Annotated in this window: 18 protein-coding genes; 7 read left to right on the forward strand and 11 right to left on the reverse strand. The window is 68.4% G+C overall.

All coding sequences use genetic code 11. The features are described 5' to 3' along the window. Positions 1-20: 20 nt before the first annotated feature. Entirely contained in the window at positions 21-2,612 is a 2,592-nt protein-coding gene (gene pepN, locus ACT3CF_RS12170) for an aminopeptidase N (RefSeq protein WP_478423115.1), read from the forward strand. 42 nt (positions 2,613-2,654) lie between these two features. Here the strand turns inward: pepN and ACT3CF_RS12175 are convergent, their stop codons facing one another. From ACT3CF_RS12175 to ACT3CF_RS12190, 4 genes are all read right to left on the reverse strand, one after another. Further along, positions 2,655-4,274 carry an alkaline phosphatase D family protein gene (locus ACT3CF_RS12175; RefSeq protein ID WP_478423117.1) on the reverse strand — a complete coding sequence of 540 codons (1,620 nt, stop codon included), beginning with the start codon at positions 4,272-4,274 and terminating at the stop codon, positions 2,655-2,657. A 1,657-nt stretch (positions 4,275-5,931) separates the two neighbouring features. Then, complete coding sequence (locus tag ACT3CF_RS12180) at positions 5,932-7,209, reverse strand: glycosyltransferase (RefSeq protein ID WP_478423119.1); 1,278 nt, start codon at positions 7,207-7,209, stop codon at positions 5,932-5,934. Between the two features lie 9 nt (positions 7,210-7,218). Beyond that, the gene (locus ACT3CF_RS12185) at positions 7,219-7,743 is read right to left on the reverse strand and encodes a DUF2141 domain-containing protein (protein WP_478423121.1); all 525 of its coding nucleotides are present in this window, start codon (positions 7,741-7,743) and stop codon (positions 7,219-7,221) included. Next, positions 7,740-8,642 carry a hypothetical protein gene (locus tag ACT3CF_RS12190; protein WP_478423122.1) on the reverse strand — a complete coding sequence of 301 codons (903 nt, stop codon included), beginning with the start codon at positions 8,640-8,642 and terminating at the stop codon, positions 7,740-7,742. The genes ACT3CF_RS12185 and ACT3CF_RS12190 overlap by 4 nt, the downstream gene beginning before the upstream one ends. Before the next feature lie 213 nt (positions 8,643-8,855). Here ACT3CF_RS12190 and ACT3CF_RS12195 point away from each other — a divergent pair, with 213 nt between their 5' ends. Next, entirely contained in the window at positions 8,856-9,962 is a 1,107-nt protein-coding gene (locus ACT3CF_RS12195; protein ID WP_478423124.1) for a glycosyltransferase, read from the forward strand. Here ACT3CF_RS12195 and ACT3CF_RS12200 read toward each other — a convergent pair. From ACT3CF_RS12200 to pyrE, 7 genes are all read right to left on the reverse strand, one after another. Further along, positions 9,947-12,079, reverse strand: coding sequence for a TonB-dependent receptor (locus ACT3CF_RS12200; RefSeq protein WP_478423126.1), 2,133 nt, complete (start codon positions 12,077-12,079; stop codon positions 9,947-9,949). The two genes, ACT3CF_RS12195 and ACT3CF_RS12200, sit on opposite strands and share 16 nt — an antisense overlap. Beyond that, positions 12,036-12,680 (reverse strand): maleylacetoacetate isomerase, encoded by a 645-nt coding sequence (gene maiA / locus ACT3CF_RS12205; protein ID WP_478423128.1) that lies wholly within the window; start codon positions 12,678-12,680, stop codon positions 12,036-12,038. Before maiA ends, ACT3CF_RS12200 begins: the two co-directional genes overlap by 44 nt. A gap of 64 nt (positions 12,681-12,744) precedes the next feature. After that, on the reverse strand, positions 12,745-13,908 hold the full coding sequence (locus tag ACT3CF_RS12210; protein ID WP_478423130.1) for an AI-2E family transporter: 1,164 nt from the start codon (positions 13,906-13,908) through the stop codon (positions 12,745-12,747). Next, the gene (lepB, locus tag ACT3CF_RS12215; protein WP_478423132.1) at positions 13,905-14,780 is read right to left on the reverse strand and encodes a signal peptidase I; all 876 of its coding nucleotides are present in this window, start codon (positions 14,778-14,780) and stop codon (positions 13,905-13,907) included. The genes ACT3CF_RS12210 and lepB overlap by 4 nt, the downstream gene beginning before the upstream one ends. A 5-nt stretch (positions 14,781-14,785) precedes the next feature. Beyond that, positions 14,786-15,199 carry a holo-ACP synthase gene (acpS, locus tag ACT3CF_RS12220; protein WP_478423133.1) on the reverse strand — a complete coding sequence of 138 codons (414 nt, stop codon included), beginning with the start codon at positions 15,197-15,199 and terminating at the stop codon, positions 14,786-14,788. 70 nt (positions 15,200-15,269) lie between these two features. Continuing rightward, on the reverse strand, positions 15,270-15,998 hold the full coding sequence (locus ACT3CF_RS12225; RefSeq protein WP_478423135.1) for a pyridoxine 5'-phosphate synthase: 729 nt from the start codon (positions 15,996-15,998) through the stop codon (positions 15,270-15,272). Beyond that, positions 15,995-16,576 carry an orotate phosphoribosyltransferase gene (gene pyrE, locus ACT3CF_RS12230; protein WP_478423137.1) on the reverse strand — a complete coding sequence of 194 codons (582 nt, stop codon included), beginning with the start codon at positions 16,574-16,576 and terminating at the stop codon, positions 15,995-15,997. Before pyrE ends, ACT3CF_RS12225 begins: the two co-directional genes overlap by 4 nt. Before the next feature lie 186 nt (positions 16,577-16,762). On the opposite strand from pyrE, the gene coxB reads away from it, so the two are divergent. The 5 genes from coxB (at position 16,763) to ACT3CF_RS12255 (ending at position 21,282) form a co-directional block, all read left to right on the forward strand. Then, positions 16,763-17,863 carry a cytochrome c oxidase subunit II gene (coxB, locus tag ACT3CF_RS12235; protein ID WP_478423139.1) on the forward strand — a complete coding sequence of 367 codons (1,101 nt, stop codon included), beginning with the start codon at positions 16,763-16,765 and terminating at the stop codon, positions 17,861-17,863. 1 nt (position 17,864) lies between these two features. Beyond that, positions 17,865-19,526: a cytochrome c oxidase subunit I gene (gene ctaD, locus ACT3CF_RS12240; RefSeq protein WP_478423141.1), complete on the forward strand. Its 1,662-nt coding sequence runs from the start codon at positions 17,865-17,867 to the stop codon at positions 19,524-19,526. 141 nt (positions 19,527-19,667) lie between these two features. Then, entirely contained in the window at positions 19,668-20,567 is a 900-nt protein-coding gene (locus tag ACT3CF_RS12245) for a heme o synthase (protein ID WP_478423486.1), read from the forward strand. After that, on the forward strand, positions 20,564-20,758 hold the full coding sequence (locus ACT3CF_RS12250) for a hypothetical protein (RefSeq protein WP_478423143.1): 195 nt from the start codon (positions 20,564-20,566) through the stop codon (positions 20,756-20,758). Before ACT3CF_RS12245 ends, ACT3CF_RS12250 begins: the two co-directional genes overlap by 4 nt. Beyond that, entirely contained in the window at positions 20,755-21,282 is a 528-nt protein-coding gene (locus tag ACT3CF_RS12255) for a cytochrome c oxidase assembly protein (RefSeq protein WP_478423144.1), read from the forward strand. Before ACT3CF_RS12250 ends, ACT3CF_RS12255 begins: the two co-directional genes overlap by 4 nt. The last annotated feature ends 29 nt before the right edge of the window (positions 21,283-21,311 follow it).

Genomic DNA, 21,311 nt, shown 5'->3' on the forward strand with positions numbered 1-21,311 from the left:
GCCCTATATCCTGTCGCATGATGGCAGACGCACCGAATGCAACCGCGACGCCGCGCGTGACGCGCCGCGACGATTACCGGCAGCCCGACTGGCTGGTCCCCGAAATCACGCTCGATTTCGCGCTCGATCCCGCCGCGACGCGCGTGCGCGCGGTGCTGGAGGTCGTGCGCAACGGCGCGCACGACCGGCCGTTGCGGCTCGACGGCGACGGGCTGACGCCGGTGCGCGTGGCCGTCGACGGCGATGCGAGCGCGCGCCGGTCGATCGAGGACGGCAACCTGATCGTGCCGCTGGCCGGCGAACGCCACCGGATCGAGACCGAGGTGGTGATCGCCCCCGAACGCAACACGCAGTTGCAGGGGCTCTATGCGTCGGGCGGGATCCTGTGCACGCAGTGCGAGGCCGAGGGGTTCCGGCGCATCACCTTCTTCCCCGACCGGCCCGACGTGCTGTCGCGTTACAAGGTGCGGATGACGGCGGACAAGGCACGCTTTCCCGTGCTGCTCGCCAATGGCGACCCGGTGGGCGAGGGCGTGCTGGACGACGGCCGCCACTGGGCCGAATGGCACGATCCGTTCCCCAAGCCGAGCTATCTGTTCGCGCTGGTGGCGGGCGACCTGGTCGCCAATCGCGGCAGCTTCACCACGCGGTCGGGACGCGAGGTGGCGCTGGGCATCTGGGTCCGCCAGCCCGACATCGCCAAGACCGGCCATGCGCTCGAGGCGCTGAAGCTGAGCATGGCGTGGGACGAGCGCGTCTATGGCCGCGAATACGACCTGGACGTGTTCAACATCGTCGCGGTCGACGACTTCAACTTCGGCGCGATGGAGAACAAGGGGCTGAATGTCTTCAACAGCCGCTATATCCTGGCCGATCCCGACACCGCGACCGATTACGACTATGACGCGATCGCCGCCGTGGTCGCGCACGAATATTTCCACAACTGGTCGGGCAACCGCGTGACGTGCCGCGACTGGTTCCAGCTCAGCCTGAAGGAAGGCTTCACCGTCTTTCGCGACCAGAGCTTCTCGGCCGACCAGGGATCGCCCGCGGTCAAGCGGATCGAGGATGTGCGGTCGCTGCGCGCGAGCCAGTTTCCGGAGGATTCGGGACCGCTCGCCCACCCGGTGCGGCCCGAGGAATATATCGAGATCTCGAACTTCTACACCGCCACCATCTACAACAAGGGCGCCGAGCTGATCCGGATGATGCACACCATCCTGGGCCCCGACCGGTTCCGCGCGGCGACCGACCTGTATTTCGACCGGTTCGACGGCACGGCGGCGACGTGCGAGGACTTCGTTGCGTGCATGGAAGAGGCCGGCGGCGTCGACCTGGGCCAGTTCCGGCTGTGGTACAGCCAGGCCGGGACGCCGCGCGTGCGGGCGGCGCTCCACCACCAGGACGGGCGCGCGGTGCTCGACCTGACGCAGACGGTGCCGCCGACGCCCGGCCAGCCGGTGAAGGCGCCGATGGTGCTGCCGCTGAAGCTGCGCCTGTTCGGCGGGACGAGCGGACGGCCGCTGACCGAGGAACGGCTGGTGCTGCTCAACGAGCCGACGCAGCAGATCGTGTTCGACGCGATCGACGAGGCGCCGGTGCTTTCGATCAACCGCGGCTTTTCGGCGCCGGTGATCGTCGAGACCAACCGCAGCGCGGCCGACCTGGCGTTCCTTTCAGCGCACGACGACGATCCGTTCGCGCGCTATGAGGCGATGCAGCAGCTGATGCTCGACACGCTCGTCACTGCGGTGCGCGAGGGCAAGGCCGACCATGGGCCGGTGATCGAGGCGGTGCGCAACACGCTGGCCGACCCCGCGCTCGACCGTGCCTTTGTCGGCGAGGCGGTGCTGCTGCCCTCCGACAGCTTCATCGGCGACCAGATGGCGGTGGTGGAACCCGAGGCGATTTTCCGTGCGCGCGAGGCGCTGCGCGCCGAACTGGGCCGCGCGCTGATCGCCGAATGGCGCGAAACGCATGACGCGTTGCGCCAGAACCGGTTCGAGACCTCGCCCGCGGCCAAGGGCGCGCGGCGGCTGCGCAACGTCGCTTTGGGCTATATCGCGGCGAGCGGCGCGGCCGACGCGCCCGCGCTTGCCTATGCCCAGTTCGAGGCGGCGGACAACATGACCGACCGGCAGGGTGCGCTGAGCACGCTGGTGAGCGGCGATTCGCCGGAACGGGCAGAAGCGCTGGCCGCGTTCTATGCGCGCTATGCCGGCAATGCGCTGGTGATCGACAAATGGTTCCAGACGCAGGCGCTGTCGCCGCGCGACGACACGGTCGAGGCCGTCGCGGCGCTGGCGCGGCACCCCGACTTCACGCTGGCCAACCCCAACCGCGCGCGCGCGCTGATCGGCGCGTTCAGCGTCAACCAGCGCGCCTTCCACCACGAATCGGGCCGCGGCTATCGCTTCGTCGCGGACCAGCTGATCGCGCTGGACCGGTTGAACCCGCAAACCGCGGCGAAGCTGGTGCCGCCGCTGGGACGGTGGAAGCGTTTCGGCGCCGATCGCGCCGCGCGGATGCGTGCCGAGCTCGAACGGATCGTCGCGACGCCGGGGCTGAGCAAGGACACCTATGAACAGGCGACCAAGTCGCTGGAAGGATGAACAGGCCCCCTCCCGCCGCACCGACGGCGGGAGGGCGGACGCTCAGGCCATGACGTTGCGGCCGCGCAGCACCGTGGCGGTGTGGCCGATGCTGGCGCGGGTCGAACGCTGGCGCACCGTATCGACGAAGATCCAGTCGTTGGTCGCGCGATCGGGCGTGAGCGTGAGCGCCATGTAGCCGCGACGGCTGGTGTCGCACCATTTGAGCTCGGGATTGGCGGCAACGAGCCCCGCGGCGACGACCTTCGGATCGGCCGCGGTCGCGCTTTCGAAGCCCGGCGAGGTGACGCTGTGGCCCGCAAACTCGACGCCCGCGGGGCGGCCGTCCTGCGCCAGGTCATAGGCCCAGGCATTGTGGCTGTCGCCGCAGACGACGAGCAGATTGGCCCCCATCGCCTGCGCCGATTTGAGGAAACGCGCGCGCGCCGCCGGGTAGCCGCCCCAGTTGTCATAGCCGAGCGGCAGGCCGAGCCGGCTGGCGGCGACGCCGGCCTCGACATATTGGCGCGCCCGCGACGAGGTATCGGCGGAAAGCCAGCTCGCCGCCTGTTCGGGCAGGCGGGTGTTGCCCATGATCGTGCCGAAGCCGACCACCTGCCAGCGCTGGCCGGTGCGCACCGAGGCCGCCATGGCATGTGCGAGCCAGTTTTCCTGTTCGGACCCCAGCATCGAGGCGGCGGGATCCTGCCACGCGCCGTCGCGGAACGCCGCGAGCGCGCGGGCCGGATCGGCTTCCTTGAACAGCGGCGCGATGTCGGGCTGCTGCGTGCGGCCGAGCAGCCGCGATTCGGTGCGGAAGAAGGTCGCGAGGTTGCCGATCGCATAGGTGCCCCAGGGCGATTCGGAGACGGGCATCCATTCGCGGAACACCTGCATCGCCGCCGCCTTGCGCGCCGACCAGTCGCCCTCGTCGGCGTCGTGGTTCTCGGCACCGCCTTCCCAGCTGTCGTTCGCGCTTTCGTGATCGTCCCACTGGACGAGCATCGGCTTGAGCCGGTGGAGTTCCTGGAGATCGGGGTCGCTGCGATAGCTGGCATAGCGCAGGCGATAGTCGGCGAGGTGGATCATCTCGCCCGCAGGTTCGGGCCAGCGTCCGTCCACCGCGCCGTCCTTGGGCGCGTAGCCGCCGCGCTTGTACTCGTAGAGATAGTCGCCGAGATGGATCCACAGGTCGATATCGTCGCGCTGCGCCGCATGGGCATAGGCGTTGAAATAGCCGAAGGGCAGGTTCGAGCAGGAGAAGACGGCGATGCCGAAGCGGCGCGTGTCGCCTTCGGGCAGCGTCATCGTGCGGCCGATCGGCGAAATCGTCCCGTCGGGCGCAATGAAGCGGTAGAAATAGCGCCGGCCGGGCGCGAGACCCGCGACGGTCACCTTGACCGTGTGGTCGCGCCAGGGTCCGGTGATGACTTGGCCGCCGCCGACGACGCGCGCGAAATCCTGGGTTTCCGACAATTCGGCGCGAACATGCGCGGCGCCGCCATCGGCGGGGACATAGCGCGTCCAGACCAGCACCGAATCGGCCGCGGGCTCACCGCTTGCCACCGAATGGGTGAAGCCGCGCGCGGCCGACTGGGCGAGCGCAAAGCCGGGGATGGCAAGCGCACCGAGCCCGAAGCTGCCGGTGAGCAGCAGTGAACGACGATCGATCTGGGTGGTCATGGGGCGTCCCTCTGATTTTGTGACGGCCTGTTGCCGCGCGTAGATGTCGCCCCCGTGACAAGCGCCGCCGGCTCGGCTAATTCCGACCCGACGGGGGCACAAATGCAGGTTTCACTTCCTATGTGCTCAGACTATCGGCCGGACGATCACGCCCGGCACCCATGCGCTCGCTGATGCCGGTCGAGACGCTGGCAACCACGCGCGCAGCGACGCGCATTCCGGACCGGGCGCTTGCCCTTCCCATCTGGCTGGCCCTGCTCGTGACCGCGATCGCGGCGCGCGCGCTGACCTTTGGCGATCCGCTCGTCCATGTCGACGAGCAATTCTATTTCGTCACCGCCCAGCGGATGCTCGACGGCGCGCTGCCGTTCGTCGACATCTGGGACCGCAAGCCGATCGGGCTGTTCCTGATCTATCTCCCCGCCGCCGCGCTGGGCGTCCCGACGGGCATCTGGGCCTATCAGATGATGGCGCTGGCAAGCGTGGTGCTGACGGCGATGCTGATCCATCGCATGGCCTGCCGCGCCGGATGGGAGGCGGGTGCGCTGCCGGCCGCGATGCTCTACATCGTGGCGCTCAACCTTGCCGACGGCCAGGGCGGACAGTCGCCCGTCTTCTACAACCTGCTGACCGCCGCCGCCTTTGCGCTGGTGCTGCCCGACACGCCGGCCGCCGACAACGAGACGGTGCGGCGGATCAAGGCGGCGGTCGCGATGCTGCTGTTCGCGATCGGGCTGCAGATCAAATACACGGTGCTGTTCGAGGGCGTGTTCCTGGGGCTGTGGCTGTTGTGGCGCGAACTGCGGCTGGGCGTCGCGCTGCCGCGTGTGCTGGGACTGGGCAGCGTGCTGGCGGGCGTCGCGCTGAGCCCGACGCTGATTGCCGGACTCAGCTACGCCGCGATGGGGCATGGCGACGCCTGGTTCTATGCCAATTTCGGATCGATCCTCGACCGGCGCAGCGACCCGCCGATCGAACTGATCGGCGGGCTGCTGGAGGTGCTGCTGTACCTTGCGCCGTTGCTGATCGTGAGCGGGCTTTCCTATCGGGTAACGCGCGCGGACAATGCGGTGCCGCCGGTGCGCACCCTGCTGTTCGGGTGGCTGATCGCCGCGTGCGCGGGGCTGATCGCGTTCGGCGGTTATTTCACCCATTATGCGTTGCCGGTGATGCTGCCCGCGGCGCTCTGCTGCGCGGGCTATTTCGGGATGGGGACGCAGGGCCGGCGCACGGCGGTGGCGCTGCTGGCGCTGATCGGCGTGATCGGCACCGCGATGGTGTGGCAGAAGCAGCGCGGACGCGGCAGTGCCGCCGAGATCGAAGCGCTGGCGCATGCGATCGGCCAGGGGCGCGAGTGCATGTTCGTCTATTCGGGCGATGCGATGCTGTACGGCTATACCGGCCGCTGCGGCGTGAGCCGCTGGCTCTATCCCAGCCACCTGACGCGCACGCGCGAGGACGGCGCGATCGGCGTAGACCAGATGGCCGAGATCGACCGGGTATTTGCCCGCGCGCCCCGTTTCGTCGTGATGCAGCCGCGTTTCATCGGCGAGCGCGCCGAAATCCGCGCGCGCACATTCGCTCAACTGCGCGCGGGCCGTTATCGCCTGAAGGGGCAGTATCGCGTGGGCGACCGGATGATCGACCTCTATGAGCGTCAGGCGATGCCCGCGACCCGCGCCAGCGCAGGCTCGGGCGCACGTGCGGGCACCGGCGTCGTCCCCCCGGCGCGCGGCGCAGACGCCGCCGTCGGGCGTGCCGACACCGCCGCCCGGCGCCGCGCGAGCAGCATCGCATAATGCGCGGACAGTTCGCGGGCATGGTCGCGATCTGAACGGACCGATGCCGCCGCCTGCCGTGCGGCGGCGCGCAGCGTCGCGGGATCGCGGGCGACGAGGCGACAGATCGCCGCCGCCGCGGCCCGGCCGTCGCGCGCCGCATAGGTTTCGGCAAAGGCGGGCCGCGCAATCTCGGCAAAGCCGCCTTCGTCAGGCCCGATCAGCGGAACGCCCGATGCCAGCGCCTCGGCCGCGACGAGCCCGAAGGGTTCGGCATCCGAACCATGGATCAGCGCGTCGCAGCTTGCCATCACCCGCGAAAGCCGCGCGCGGTCATAGACGGGGCGGAAGATGCGGATGTGCGGGCTCCCCGCGATCCGCGCCTCGAGCCGCCGGCGCTCGACGCCGTCGCCGATGAGGATCAGGCCCACCGGCACCTCCGTCGCGGCGCGCTCGACGGCGTCGATGACCATCGGCCAGCGCTTTTCCTTGTGGTGCCGCCCCAGGCCGAGCAGCAGATGCGCACTGGGCGGCAGGCCGCATTCGGCGAGCAGCGCGGCGCGCAATGCCTCATCGCGCAGATCGGGGGAGAACCATTCGCGCTCGATGCCGAGCGGCATCACCGCGTCGACGCGCAGCCCGCGCCGGGTGAAGCGCCGCTCGAGCGCCGGACCGTTGGTGACGAAGCCGTCATAATGCGACAGGAAGCGCGCCATGTAGCGCGTGTACCAGGCAAAGGCGCGTTCGACCTGAAGCGGCGTCGCGACGCGTTCGAGCCAGCGTTGCGGATAGGCGCCGATATTGTCGTTGTGGGCGAAGAAGATCTTGAGCGCGTCGCCACGCCAGCGCGCCACGGTCCATGCCGGGAGCCAGGGCGAACTGGTTTCGACGATGTCGGGTGCGAGCCGGTCGAGTTCGGCCCAGACGGGTTCGTCGCGAACGAAGATTCGATAGGCCGGATCGAGCACGAGCGGCGGCGCCTTGACCCAGTGGATCCGTCCGCCGCCCGGGCGATGCTCGACCCGCGTCTCGCGGCCCGGGGCGACGACGATGAGTTCGTGCCCCAGTTCGGCCATCAGGGCCATTTTACGATCGAGATAGGTGCGAACGCCGCCGCCGGTGGGAGAATAATATTCGTTGACGTCGACGATGCGCATCCATGGCCCTCACTCGAGCGGGCCGAACCCTCCCAGCCCGCGAAGATACTGGGCCCGAACGTTCACGACCGTCACACCGTTCCCGACATGAACAAGCGCCTGCCGCAGCTTGGGACGGCTGCGGCCCAGCCGCTGGTTGCTGGGGAAGCCGGCGCCGTCCTGCCAGAAGTTGAACTTGTTCTTGTGATCGCGGTCGTGCGTGAAGAGGATCGCGAACGTGCCCGGGTGCGGCACGCGGATGCACATCGCGACCGGCCCCGACCCGCCGGGCGTTTCGGCCCAGATCCGGCGGAAGGTCTTGCCCTCGCGGACGAGGTCATGGTCGTCCTTGAGGAAATCCTCCTCGGTCGCGGGATAGAGTTCGAGCTTCAGACGGCCGCTGCGGTCCTTGAGCCCCGTCACGTTCACCTGGACCGCGGGACCGCGGCCGGAGGTGCAGGCGGACGCATCTTCACCCAGAACCTGGGCCTGGACCGTGACGGGGGTGGCAAGCGCCGCAAGCGCCAGCACGACCATCGTCGTTGGACGAATCATTGCTTCTTCCTCGTGATGAACGACTCAACGCCGAACAGGGCGATCAACACCACATGCGCCACCAAGCATAGCGCGGCGATGAACGCCATGAGTTCCGACAGCGCCTGGCCCGACCCGATCAGCATGATCGCGAAAGTGGCGAACACCACCTCCTTGTTGGGGACGAGCGGCAGGCGCGAAGCGAGCAGGCGTGCGGCGGCCAGGAACAGCCAGTCGCGCACGGCCACCTCGGGCAAGGCGAAATGCCAGGCGAGTGCGATGAACAACGATCCCGACAGGATGCGCAGGCAATGGACGCCGAACACCCACCACAGCGTCCCGCGCGGGAGCGAGAAAACGCGTTTCGAGAAGATCATGAACGGCACCGAGGTGCCGATGATGATCGCCACCGAGCCGATCGCCGCCTTTTGCTGACCCGGGGTCAGCAGGTTGATGCCGAGCGGGAGCGCGATCGCGACCAGCGCCAGCGTGATCGCGTTGCCCGCGATCGCCGACAGGATGGTGACGTCCTTGACCGCACCGAACGGCGCGGCGACCATCTGGGTCCGCTGCCGCGCCCAGGCGTAGAAATAGGCCTCGCCCGAATAGCCGACGAGCACCTCGTTCGCGATGCGCTTCTTGTGGAGCGCGACCATGCCGGCAAAGGGAATGCGCCACAGCCGCCGGAAAATGATGTAGTCGAAGGTCGGCGGGCCGAGATAGTAGAGCACGAACGCGATGTAGAAGAGCGGATTGGACGGCGTCGCCTTCCGGAGCGGCTCCAGCCCCGAACCGAGCAGTTCGTGCAGCAGCCCGGCCACCATCAGCAGCGTCACGCCCGCGCCGAGGAACATCGGCCAGCGCCGCTTGATCTTTTCAACAGGCTCGAGCCCCGCAAGATCGGGGGCGCTCGCCAACACGTCCTCGACGGCGCCTGCGCCCCTCGAAGCTTCTACAGCCTGTCCGTTCACTGATTCGTTATCCGCTGCCGCCACGCCATTCATCTATAGACTGTCCGCGTCTCGCTGTGCCCTCTGAGCGTCCGGCGCAGGCGCGGTGGCTGTCGTTGGCAGCAGATTGCGGTTTATTGCGGGGCCGATTTGGGCTTAAGAGTGGCAATCTGCAAGTCCGCAATGTTGTATCAGAGCCCCCCTTCCCCCCCGGCCGCGCATATTTTGACCTTTGCCGAGACGCTTGACGGCGGCGGGGTGGAACGCGCGATGCTGCGCATGATCACCGGCTGGATCGAAGCCGGACGTCGCGTCACGCTGGTCGCGGGCGACTGCAGCGGGCCGTTGTCGCGCGAGGTGCCGCCGGGAGTCGAACTCGTCGAGCTGGGATCGCGTGCGTATGTCGCGCTGTTCGCGCTGGCCGGGCATATCCGCCGACTCGCCCCCGACATCGTATTCTGTCCGGGCAACTATTACTCGCTGATCGCAGCGGTCGCGCGCTGGCGGCTGGGCGCGGCGTGCCCGCCGATGATCGCCAAGGTCTCGAACGCCCTGGTCCGGCCGGAGATGAATGCGGTGACGGCCTGGGGCTATCGCCGATGGCTGCGGATGCATCCCGGCTTTGTCGACATGCTGGTGGCGATGAGCCCGGCCATGGCCGAGGAAGCGGCGACGACGATGCGGATGCCGCGCGAGCGGATCTGTGTGATCCCCAATCCGCCGGCACGGCGCATCCCGGGCGTGGCGGGCGTCGCCCTGCCGCAGGGGAAATATCTGTTGGGCGTCGGACGGCTGGAGCCGCAGAAGCGCTGGGACCGGCTGATCGCCGCCCTGCCCCGGATCGCCGACCGAACGATCCCGCTGGTGATCCTGGGCGAAGGAAGCGCGCGCGCTGCGCTGGAAGCACAGGTGGCGGCGCTGGGCCTGGGGAGCCGCGTGACGATGCCCGGCCATGCGGGCGACCCGATCCCCGTGCTTGCCGGCGCCGCGGCGACGGTGCTCACCTCCGATTTCGAAGGCGTGCCGGGCGTGCTGCGCGAATCGCTGTCGCAGGGCACGCCGGTGATCTCGACCGAATCGAGCGTCGCGGTGCGCGAGATCATCCATGCGCCCGAACTGGGCAGCATCGTTCCGCGCGACGACGGCGACGCACTGGTTGCCGCCATCGATCACTGGCTGGCCCCCGGGCAACCGCGCCCCGCCCCCGTCCCCGACCCTGCCCGCGATTCGGTAGCGGATTATCTGGCGCTGTTCGACACGATCGCAGCGGCGCGTCAGCGGAGCCGATAACGCAGCCCGAGCCACAGCGTCCGCGGACTGGCCCGTTCGATCACCCCGGGACCGCTGACCGCCGCCTCGACCCGCGCATCGGCAAGGTTTTCGGCACGCGCCTCGACCGCCAGCCGCCCGGTGACGGGAAGCACAAGCACCGCGTCGAGCGTGAACGCGTCCGCCAGGCGACGGACATTCTGGTCATCCTCGAACTGGGGGCCAAGATACCGGGCGGTGATGCCGAGGTGACGGCCGTCGCGTTGCCAGGCGGCGGTCAGCGACGCCTGGTGCGCGGGCGTCTGGGCGGGGCGGAGGCCGTCGAGCGCGGCGGCCGCCCCGCGCGCCGACACGCGCGCGTCGGTCCAGGCCCAGCTTGCCGCGAGGCGCCATGGGCCGCGATTCCATTCGGCATCGAGTTCGACGCCATGCGCGCGGATGGCGCGAAGATTCTGGCGCTGGCGATAGCTGCCCGCGGCCGAGACGAAGCCCACGCCCGCGAAATTGCCGGGACCGCGGGCGAGCGTGACGTTGGCGATCGCGTCGTCGAGCCGGTTCCAATAGCCGGTGGCTCGGAGGCTGAGCGCGGGTAGCGGGTGCCAGTCGACCCCCGCTTCGGCGCCCAGCAGCGTTTCGGGCGCGAGCGCGGCATTCGCCGCCGTCGCGTCGGCACCGGCGCGGAACGGGCGGTAAAGCTCGTTGAGCGTGGGCAGGCGCCAACCGCGATAGGCAGCCGCGCGCAGGGCAAGCGCGGGCGCAACCGCAACCGCGATCCCGCCGCGCCCCGTCGGCGCCCAGCCCTGGCGATCGGCAAAGCGCTGGTCGTTGATCGGCGCGCCCGGCTGGAGCGGCGCCTCGACGAGCCGCCCGTCGGCGATCCACCAGCGGTCGAGCCGGCCGCCCAGGCTGAGCGTCAAGGCCCCGCGGACCAGGCTGGCATCGGCGAAGGCGCCCAGCGTGGTGGCGGCACCGCCGGCAACGCGGCGGCGGGTGGGCGCGCCCGCGACATAGCTGTAAAGTTCGTGCGTCTCGCCGCTGACCCGGCGCCAGTCGCCCCCGAGACGAAGCGTCAACGCCGAACCCGCAGGCGACGACAATTCGATCCGGCCGCCGGTGCCGGTGGCGGGAACGCTATATTGGTCGAGCGTCCTGGTCACGCTGGTGCGGGCGTCGTTGGCGCTGGCAAAGCCGGAGGCAAAGGCGCGCGATTGAAGATAGGCCAGCAGCGATGCGTTCCAGCGGCCGCGATGAACAAGGCGGAGACTGGCATCGGCCCCGTCGCTCGCGACGCGCGTGCCGGCCAGCCCGCGATCACGCCGGTCGCGAAAACCGGAAAGATTCGCCTGAAGCTCGGCATCGGCACCGATCGCCACGACGCCGCGCAGCGCCGCGCTCGCCTGGGCATAGGGCGCGGCGCGGTCGGCGGGGCCGCGCGCCTCGGCAACGATCGGGACGAAGCCGTCGCCACGGGCGACGTCCGCCCCCAGCGTGACGAAGCCGGTTCCCAGCGGGGCCGCAAGCGTGCCGCCGACGTCGAGCCCCGCGCGACTGCCGCCGGCGGCGTGGAGCGCGAGCGGGCCGAGCTCGCCGGCATTCGCGCTCGACAGTTCGATCGTCCCGGCGAGCGCGCCGGGGCCGGCATAGCCGCTGCCGCCGCCGCGCGTGACGCGTACCGCGCCCAGGCGATCGGGCGCATAGGCGGGGAACGCCACCCAGCCGCCGAACGGATCGGCCTGCGGCACCCCGTCGAGCAGCACCAGCACGCGGCTGGCCGCGTTGCCGCCGAGCCCGCGCAGCGTCGCGCCCTGGCTGGTCGGATGCGCCGAGCGCGAATCGGCGCGACGAAACTGGGCAAGCCCGGCGACGTCGCGCAGCGCGTCCTCGATCCGGTCGGACGCGAGGTTCTGCAAGCGGTCGCGATCGATCGACACGCTCGCATAGGCGGCGCTGCCGGGCGGCGCATCGAGCCCGCGGCCGGTGACGACGATCGCATCGTCGGTCGAGGCGGCGGCGGCGATATGGTCCTGTGCCGCGGCGGGCGCCGCAAACAGCAGCCCGACCGAGGTCGCGGCAATCAGCCGCACCGACTGGCGCTCATGCCGCGGCGGGGCGGTCGGGATGCGTCGTGGCGAACGCATCGAGCGCCAGGCACGCCGCCTCGGCAGCGCGCAGCCGCGGATAGGCGTCGAGCGAGAGGCCGAACCGCCGCGCATTGACGAGTTGCGGCACCAGGTACACGTCCGAGATGTCCGGCGCGGCACCGCCGAGGAACGGCCCCGCCGCGACCGCCGCCGCATCGCCGGTCGCCATCGCTTCGAGCGCGGCGAAACCCTCGGCCATCCAATGGTGCATCCAGCGGCGGCGCGCGTCGGCATCGGCGCCGAGTTCGGTTTCGAGCCAGCGCTGCACGCGGAGGTTGTTGAGCGGATGGACGTCGGCCGCAATGACCATGGTGCGCGCGATCGCCGCCGCCCGGGCGCCGGGCTCGACCGGGATCAGCAACGGATCGGGATATGTCGCGTCGAGCCAGTCGATGATCGCATAGCTTTGGGTGAGCAACCGGTCGTCCACCGCAAGCGCGGGAATCAGCCCTTGCGGGTTGCGGGCGAGATAGGCGGGATCACGCTGCTGGTTCTCGAGCAGCATGATATTGTGCCGTTCGGGTTCGACGCCCTTGAGCGCGAGCGCGATGCGGACGCGGTAACAGGCCGACGAACGCGTATAGTCGTAGAGCAGCAAGGCATGCCTCCCCTAAAAGCGGCCGGCGCCCGGGCCGTTCGGCCGAGGCGCCGCCGACCGGTGTTCAGCTCGCCGAGGCAGGCTCGGCGGGATCGCTTTCCTCGACGCTGCCGCCGCGACGGCCGCGCAACCGGACCCGGCGCACGCCCTGCGTTCCCGCGGCGGCACGCGCGGCGCGTTCGGCCTCGCTTTCGAGCGCCACCTTGATCATCGCGACCATCGGATCGGCCAGCGCGAGCCCCATCACCCCGAACAGCGTGCTCGACAGAATCTGGGCCGAAAGCGTGAGCGCGGGCGGAAGGTCGACCGTATGCTTCGCGACGAGCGGGATCAGGACATAGCCGTCAAAGGTCTGCACCCCGAAATAGACGGCGATCGCCCAAAGCCCCTCATGCGGGCCCGCGCTGAACCCGACCGAGACCATCAGCACGCCGCTGACAAAGGCGCCGATATTGGGAATGAACGCCAGAATTCCTGTGAGAATGCCTAGCAGTAGCGCCATCGGCACACCGACGATCGACAGCAGGATCCAGGTAAGCACGCCTTCGAACACCATGCCGAGCAGGCGTCCGCCCAGCAGCACGCGCATCGTGCGCGCCATGCGGGCGAGGATGATTGCGAACTGGTCGCGCGCGCCGATCGGCACCAGCCATTGCAGCCCGCGCTCATAGATGCGGGGATCAAGCGCGACGAACAGCCCGATCGACAGCATCATCACCAGGCTGGCACCCGCGCCGAGCACAGTTCCGACCGCCGAGGTGAGCCGGCCGATCGACCCCAGCGCCTGCTGCACCATGCCGGAGAGATCGGTGCGCCCCGGCATCAGCCCCATGCTGGTAATCCAGCCCATGACGCGATTGCCCTGAAGCTCGAGCGTGGTGCGCAACTGTTCGGCCTGCTGCGCGATCTGCACGCCGGTCAGGTAGAAGGTGCCGCCAATGAACGCGAACACCGCCAGGACGACGATGAAGATGTTGACACTGCGCGGCAGCGGCAGGACGCGGCCGAGCAGCCGCGCGCCGCCGTCGAGCAGCGAGGCGATGACGAGCCCGGCAAAGATGATGAGCAGCGGCTGGATGAGCAGCACGACCAGCGCCACCGCGAGCCCCAGCCCGACCCACACCGACGCCCGCTTGAGTTCGGCGCGGACGAGCGGATCGCGCAGTTCGTTCGGCCCGGGCGTGTGGACGACGCTGATCCCCTCGCTTTCGGGCGAATCGACGCTCATTTGCCGTCCTGGGCCGGGTGGAGCGAGGTGCCCGCCCGCCCCGGCCGGAACGAGCCGAACCAGGTCAGCGGATTCCAGGTGGCGCTGCCGTCGAGCGAGAAGGTGATGAATTCGGCGCGCCCGCCGATATTCTCCCACGGCACCGGCCCGCCCAGCCCGTGTTCGGCAAGCGAATAGCGGCTGTCGGCGCTGTTGTCGCGATTGTCGCCCATCAGGAAGACGCGGCCCTGGGGCACGACGATCTCGGCGAAATTGTCGCCGGGGCTCCAGCCCTTGTCGACCGTGTCGTAGGAACGGCCGCCGGGCAGCGTTTCGCGGTAGATGGGCAGACGACAATAGACCCGGCCGTCGCGTTCGACACGCAACCCCGGATATTCGAGCGGGCTGCACCGCGTATTGGCGTCGACGGGCACGTAGCGATCGGGCATCGCGCGCCGCGGAACCGCGACGCCGTTGAGATAGACGACGCCGTTGCGAACGCCGATCCGGTCGCCGGGCAGCGCGATCACGCGCTTGATATAGTCGCTGCTTTCCCCGGGCGGCGTGACGATCACGACGTCGCCGCGCTCAGGCAGCCGGCCGAAGAGGCGACCCGGCATGAACGGAAGCAGGTGAAAGGTCGGCGTGACGAAGCTGTATCCGTAGGGATATTTGGTCACGACCAGCCGATCACCGATCTCCAGCCCGGGCAGCATCGATTCGGATGGAATGTAGAAGGGCTTGGCGACCAGGCTGTGAAAGCCGAGGACGGCCAGGACCAGCCAGACGATGCCGCGAAGCTCCGCCCACCAGTCGGTCCGTCCCGCGCGCGCTGCCGCGGGCTGTGTCTGCTTTGCCTTGCCCTGATCCAACGCCAACTCGTCCGCGGCCATCGCCCTCAATCGTCCTTTCCGATCGCCACCGCCTCGATGATCACGAGGGCGAAGGCCCAGGGATGATCGTCGGTCAGCGTCAGATGCACCCGCGCTGCGTGGCCCGGGGGCGTCATGGCGTCAAGCCTCGCCTTGGCGCCGCCGGTGAGCGCCAGCGTCGGCGCCCCGGATCGCGCGTTGACGACGCCGATGTCCTTCAGGAACACCCCCGCCTTGAACCCGGTTCCGACCGCCTTGGAAAAGGCTTCCTTTGCCGCAAACCGCTTGGCGAGCGTTGCGGCGCGCGTGTGCGGACGGGCGTTGGCCTTGGCGATCTCGACATCGGTGAAGGCGCGCGCTTCGAAGCGGGCGCCGTAACGGTCGAGCGAATGCTGGATCCGATCGATGTTGCACAGATCGGAACCGAGACCGAGGATCATCGCCTTCATTCGACGGGTGTCGCCAGCGGGCGCGCGACGGACGCGGGACGATGCCCGGCCGAAATCGCGGTCACCGCGCCGAGTCCATCAGGGCGCGCATCCGGCGGACGACGGGCACGAGACCGTCGAAGATCGCCTCGCCGATGAGGAAATGGCCGATGTTGAGCTCGGCCACCTGCGGGATCGCGGCGATGGGCGCGACATTGTCGAAGGTGAGGCCGTGGCCCGCATGCGGCTCGAGCCCGTTGCGCGCGGCGAGCGCCGCGGCATCGGCGAGCCGCTTGAGTTCGCCCGCGAGCTCGTCACCCGCCAGTTCGGCATAACGACCGGTGTGGAGCTCGACCACCGGTGCGCCGAGGCGGACCGCCGCCTCGATCTGGCGCGGCTCGGGCTCGACGAACAGCGACACGCGGCTGCCATTGTCGCGCAGCCGCGCAACGATCGGGGCGAGATGGTCGAACAGCCCGGCGGCGTCGAGCCCGCCCTCGGTCGTCCGCTCCTCGCGCTTTTCGGGCACGATGCAGACGGCGTGCGGACGGTGGCGAAGCGCGATCGCGAGCATCTCGTCGGTCGCGGCCATTTCGAGGTTGAGCGGCACGGGCAGTTCGGCCGAAAGCCGTTCGATGTCGCGATCGGTGATGTGACGGCGATCCTCGCGCAGATGCGCGGTGATGCCGTCCGCACCGGCCTGTGCCGCGAGCAGCGCCGCACGAACCGGATCGGGATAGCCGCTGCCGCGCGCATTCCGCACGGTGGCGACATGGTCGATATTGACCCCCAGGCGCAGCGGGATGGTCATACCAGCGCGCGGCTCCCCGGCTTGGTTGCCGGCAGCGCGGCGAGTTCGGGCGGAAGCTGGTCGGCGGGATAGGCCGGCACGTCGAGCCGGCACAGCGACACCAGCGGGACGCCGATGTCGGCCTTGCCGTTCGAACGATCGATCAGGCAGGCGGCGCCGAGCAACTCGCCGGGATATTTGCGGATCGCGGCGATGCATTCGCGCGACGACAGGCCGGTGGTGACGATATCCTCGACCATCACCACGCGTGCGCCCGCCGGAATCTCGAAGCTGCGCCGCAGCTGGAACTCGCCGTTCTCGCGTTCGACGAACACGGCCTTGCACCCGAGCGCACGCGCCGTCTCGTAACCGGGAATGATGCCCCCGATGGCGGGCGAAACAACCAGATCGACATGGCCGAACGACTCGCGGATCAGCGCGCCGAGCGCCGCGCAGACGCGGCCCGTGCGGACCGGATCCTCGAAGATCCGCATCTTCTGGAGAAATACGGGGGAATGGAGCCCCGAGGAGAGGATGAAGTGCCCCTCGAGCAGCGCGCCCGCATCCTTAAACTCTTCAAGAATCTCGTTACCCGTCACGACCCGTTTCCTCCGTCTGGTGCGGCTGCTGCGACACCACCTCTTAGGAGGCGCATTGATCCACCGCAACCGCACGCGAAAAAGGTTGAGAATGGCCCCCGCGCCGTATACGCCTTGACGCACTGGGCAGGTTACTTGCCCCGCCTTTGGCGCCACACGCGAACAGGGTGAAGAACAACGATGCGGATGCTTGGGTTGACTTCGATATTCCTGGCGGCGGGACTGGCGATGGCCGCCCCCGTCCAGGCCCAGAATAGTGCGGCGCCCGCCGCACCTCCTCCCGCCGCGGCCAGTACCGGAACGGCGACCGCAACCACGCCGGCCGATCCGACGGTGGACGCCAAGGGCGTGCCGCTCAACGGGGGCAGCGGCACGATCGGTCAGCCCAGCAATGGCGGCTGGTTCCTGCAGGATCAGGTGACGCCGACGGGGCAGGAAGCGCACTGGTTCCACAACCAGGTGCTGTTGCCGCTGATCACGCTGATCTCGCTGCTGGTGCTGGTGCTGCTCATCTGGGTGATGCTGCGGTATCGGCGCGGGGCCAACCCGGCGCCGTCGCGCACCAGCCACAACACCGTCGTCGAGGTGCTGTGGACGCTGTTGCCGGTGCTCATCCTGATCGCGATCGCGGTGCCGTCGATCCGGCTGCTCGCCGCGCAGTTCAAGCCCGCGCCCAAGAACGCGGTGACGCTGAAGGCGATCGGCAACCAGTGGTTCTGGAACTACGAATATCCCGACCATGGCGTCCGGCTGACGTCGAACATGCTGAAGGAACAGTCGCAGGTCGGCCCCGGCGAGCGCCACCGGACCGATCGCGACGGGCCGCGCCTGCTGGCGACCGATCAGCGCGTCGTGCTGCCCTATGGCGTACCGATCCGGTTGCAGACGACGGCGCAGGACGTGATCCACAGCTGGGCCGTTCCCGCTTTCTGGATCAAGCTCGATGCGATTCCCGGCAAGGTGAACGAGACGAGCTTCATCATCCCGCGTCCGGGCGTGTATTTCGGCCAGTGCTCCGAACTATGCGGCGCGCGCCACGCCTTCATGCCGATCGCGGTCGAGGCGGTGAGCCCCGCGGTGTTCGAACAATGGGTCCGCGCGAAGGGCGGCACCATGCCCGGCGCGCCGAAGGAACCCGCCACCGCGGCGAGCAACGACAGCGTCGACGCGACCGCGAACGGCACTTCGGACGCAAGCGCCCCCACCGTGAACGCCACCGCCGCGCCGGCGGCCAGCAACAAGCCCGCGACGCAAAATCCCGCGGGCCTTGGACAGACGGGCAACTGACATGAGCGATACCGCGCTTTCCTATTCGGCCGCGGGTCATCTCGACCACGCCGGCGATCACGCGGACCACAAGCCGGGCTTTTTCGCCCGCTGGTTCCTTTCGACCAACCACAAGGACATCGGCACGCTGTACCTGATCTTCGCGATCTTCGCGGGGATCGTGGGCGGCGCGATCTCCGGGCTGATGCGCGCCGAACTGATGCATCCGGGCATCCAGTACCTGCCGCAATGGCTCAGCATCCTGCGCGGCGGCGACGCATCGTTCGACGAATCGCTCCATTTCTGGAACGTGCTGATCACGGCGCACGGGCTCATCATGGTGTTCTTCATGGTGATGCCGGCGATGATCGGCGGCTTCGGCAACTGGTTCGTGCCGATCATGATCGGGGCGCCCGACATGGCGTTCCCGCGGATGAACAACATCAGCTTCTGGCTGACCGCAGTCGCGTTCGTGCTGCTGCTCGCCTCACCCTTTGTCGGCAACGGCGCCGGGACCGGCTGGACCGTCTATGCCCCGTTGTCCACCTATGGCGAGCCGGGGCCGTCGGTCGACATGGCGATCCTGTCGCTCCACCTCGCGGGCGCGGGATCGATCCTGGGCGCGATCAACTTCATCACGACGATCTTCAACATGCGTGCGCCGGGCATGACGCTGCACAAGATGCCGCTCTTCGCCTGGTCGGTCCTGGTGACCGCGTTCCTGCTGCTGCTCGCGCTGCCGGTGCTCGCCGCGGCGATCACGATGCTGCTCACCGACCGCAATTTCGGCACCGCCTTCTATGACCCCAATTATGGCGGCGATCCGGTGCTCTATCAGCACCTGTTCTGGTTCTTCGGCCACCCCGAAGTCTATATCATGATCCTGCCGGGCTTCGGCATCATCAGCCACATCATCGCGACGTTCAGCCGCAAGCCGGTGTTCGGCTATCTGGGCATGGCCTATGCGATGGTCGCGATCGGCCTGGTCGGCTTCGTCGTGTGGGCGCACCACATGTTCACCACCGGCCTGTCGGTGACGGTCAAGATGTACTTCACCGCGGCGACCATGGTGATTGCGGTGCCGACCGGGGTGAAGGTGTTTTCGTGGATCGCCACGATGTGGGGCGGCTCGATCAGCTTCAAGACGCCGATGGTGTGGGCGATCGGGTTCATCTTCATGTTCACCGTGGGCGGCGTGACGGGCGTGGTGCTCGCCAATGGCGGCGTCGACGATTACATGCAGGACACCTATTACGTCGTCGCCCACTTCCACTATGTGCTGTCACTGGGGGCCGTGTTCGCGCTGTTTGCCGGCTTCTATTACTGGTTCCCGAAGATGTCGGGACGGATGTACAACGAATTCCTCGGCCATCTCCATTTCTGGGTGTTTTTCATCGGCGTGAACCTGTTGTTCTTCCCGATGCACTTCCTGGGGCTGCAGGGGATGCCGCGGCGCTATCCCGACTATCCCGACGCCTATGCCTATTGGAACAACATCTCGACGATCGGCTACATGATCATGGCGACGGGTGTGGCGATCTTCTTCGTCAACATCCTGTGGTCGCTGTTTGCCGGACGCCGGGCCGAGGCCAATCCGTGGGGCGAAGGCGCGACGACGCTCGAATGGACGCTGTCGAGCCCGCCGCCCTTCCACCAGTTCGAAACGCTGCCGCGGATCGACTGACCGACGGCACCGGGAGGCAATGCAATGCGGCATCAACAGCCCAACGCCCCCCGCCCCGCGACCGACATCATGCCGGTCGCGGCGGGTGCCGGGGCGGGCGCCTTTGCGACAGCAGGCAGCGCGCCTATAGCCGGGCGGATCATGGCTTCCTCCACCACCCCGATGCTGCCCGCCGACTGGCGCGATTTCCTGGCGCTCACCAAGCCGCGCGTGATGACGCTGGTCGTCTTCACCGGGCTGTGCGGCATGCTCGCCGCGCCGGTGCCGATCCATCCGGTGCTCGGCTTTACCGCCATTCTGTGCATCGCGCTCGGCGCGGGCGCGGCGGGGGCGCTCAACCAATGGTATGAAGCCGATCTCGACGCCAAGATGCGGCGGACACAAGGGCGCCCGCTGCCCGCCGGCCGGATGGACCGCCAGTCGGCGCTGCATTTCGGCGTTGGTCTAGCGGGCTTCAGCCTCGCCCTGATGTATTTCGCGCTCAACCTCGCCGCGACGTTGATCCTCGCCGCGTCGATCCTCTTCTATGTCTTCATCTACACGATCTGGCTCAAGCGCCGGACGCCGCAGAACATCGTGATCGGCGGGGCGGCCGGGGCGTTTCCGCCGCTGATCGGTTGGGCCGCGGCAACGGGACAGGTGGCGCTGCTGCCCGTGCTGTTGTTCGCGCTGATCTTTCTGTGGACGCCGCCGCATTTCTGGGCGCTCGCGCTGTTCGTGAAGACCGATTACGCCAATGCGGGCGTGCCGATGCTGCCCGTCGTCGCCGGCGAGCGCACAACGCGCACGCAGATCGGCCTTTATACGCTGCCGATGGTCGCCGCAGCAGTCGCGCCCTGGCCGCTGGGCCTGGTCGGGTCGGTCTATGGCTGGAGCGCCCTCCTCCTCAACGCCGTTTTCCTGGCGCTGGCGGCGCGCGTGGCGCTGCGCCAGTCAATGCCGGGCGACGGCATGAAGCCGGAAAAGCAGTTGTTCAAATTCTCGATCCTTTATCTCTTCCTGATGTTCGGCGCGCTGGTCGTCGACCGGTGGCTCGCATGAGCGGCGAACACGGGAGCCGGCGCGGCACGCTGGAAGCGCCGCCACGCGCGGGCGACGAGCCGCCCTCGGTCGAGGCGGTGCGCGCGCGCCAGCTGGGGCGGGCGCGGGTGATGGCGTGGCTGCTCGGCGCGTTCGTGCTGCTCGTCTTCGCCATCTCGATCGTCAAGATCGCGCAGGGGCACGCGCCATGAACCCGCGCCACCGCACAGCAATGCTGGCCGTTGTCGGCATTTGCGGGATGACGGGCCTCGGCTTTGCGAGTGTGCCGCTCTACCGCGCCTTTTGCGAGGCGACGGGCCTCAACGGTACCACGCAGCGCGGCGAGCGCGCGCCGGGGGCGACGGGACGCAAGATCACGATCGCGTTCGACAGCAATGTCAGCAACAAGCTGCCCTGGCGGTTCGCCCCCGAGCATCGTCGCGACGTGGTCGATATCGGCGCGCGCGACATGGCGTTTTTCGTCGCGACGAACACCGCCAACTATCCCGTCACCGGGGCCGCCGGGTTCAACGTCTCGCCGGCGCAGGCGGGCAAGTATTTCACCAAGATCCAGTGTTTTTGCTTCACGCAGCAAACGCTGGGACCGGGCGAGACGGTGCGGATGCCGGTGATCTATTATGTCGACCCGAAGATTCTGGACGATCCCGACGCGCGCGACATCGAACAGATCACGCTTTCCTATACCTTCTACCCCTCAGAACCCACCAAGAGCTGATATCAATACCTTAGAAACATAGAAAACAG

This window comes from Sphingomonas chlorellae (genome assembly GCF_056485145.1).

Excerpts from the sequence above, each read along its gene's own strand:
- pepN (WP_478423115.1), top strand. The coding sequence starts at position 21 with ATGGCAGACGCACCGAATGCAACCGCGACGCCGCGCGTGACGCGCCGC.
- ACT3CF_RS12175 (WP_478423117.1), bottom strand. The coding sequence starts at position 4,274 with ATGACCACCCAGATCGATCGTCGTTCACTGCTGCTCACCGGCAGCTTC.
- ACT3CF_RS12180 (WP_478423119.1), bottom strand. The coding sequence starts at position 7,209 with ATGCGCATCGTCGACGTCAACGAATATTATTCTCCCACCGGCGGCGGC.
- ACT3CF_RS12185 (WP_478423121.1), bottom strand. The coding sequence starts at position 7,743 with ATGATTCGTCCAACGACGATGGTCGTGCTGGCGCTTGCGGCGCTTGCC.
- ACT3CF_RS12195 (WP_478423124.1), top strand. The coding sequence starts at position 8,856 with ATGTTGTATCAGAGCCCCCCTTCCCCCCCGGCCGCGCATATTTTGACC.
- ACT3CF_RS12200 (WP_478423126.1), bottom strand. The coding sequence starts at position 12,079 with ATGCGTTCGCCACGACGCATCCCGACCGCCCCGCCGCGGCATGAGCGC.
- ACT3CF_RS12210 (WP_478423130.1), bottom strand. The coding sequence starts at position 13,908 with ATGAGCGTCGATTCGCCCGAAAGCGAGGGGATCAGCGTCGTCCACACG.
- lepB (WP_478423132.1), bottom strand. The coding sequence starts at position 14,780 with ATGGCCGCGGACGAGTTGGCGTTGGATCAGGGCAAGGCAAAGCAGACA.
- acpS (WP_478423133.1), bottom strand. The coding sequence starts at position 15,199 with ATGATCCTCGGTCTCGGTTCCGATCTGTGCAACATCGATCGGATCCAG.
- ACT3CF_RS12225 (WP_478423135.1), bottom strand. The coding sequence starts at position 15,998 with ATGACCATCCCGCTGCGCCTGGGGGTCAATATCGACCATGTCGCCACC.
- coxB (WP_478423139.1), top strand. The coding sequence starts at position 16,763 with ATGCTTGGGTTGACTTCGATATTCCTGGCGGCGGGACTGGCGATGGCC.
- ctaD (WP_478423141.1), top strand. The coding sequence starts at position 17,865 with ATGAGCGATACCGCGCTTTCCTATTCGGCCGCGGGTCATCTCGACCAC.
- ACT3CF_RS12245 (WP_478423486.1), top strand. The coding sequence starts at position 19,668 with ATGGCTTCCTCCACCACCCCGATGCTGCCCGCCGACTGGCGCGATTTC.
- ACT3CF_RS12250 (WP_478423143.1), top strand. The coding sequence starts at position 20,564 with ATGAGCGGCGAACACGGGAGCCGGCGCGGCACGCTGGAAGCGCCGCCA.
- ACT3CF_RS12255 (WP_478423144.1), top strand. The coding sequence starts at position 20,755 with ATGAACCCGCGCCACCGCACAGCAATGCTGGCCGTTGTCGGCATTTGC.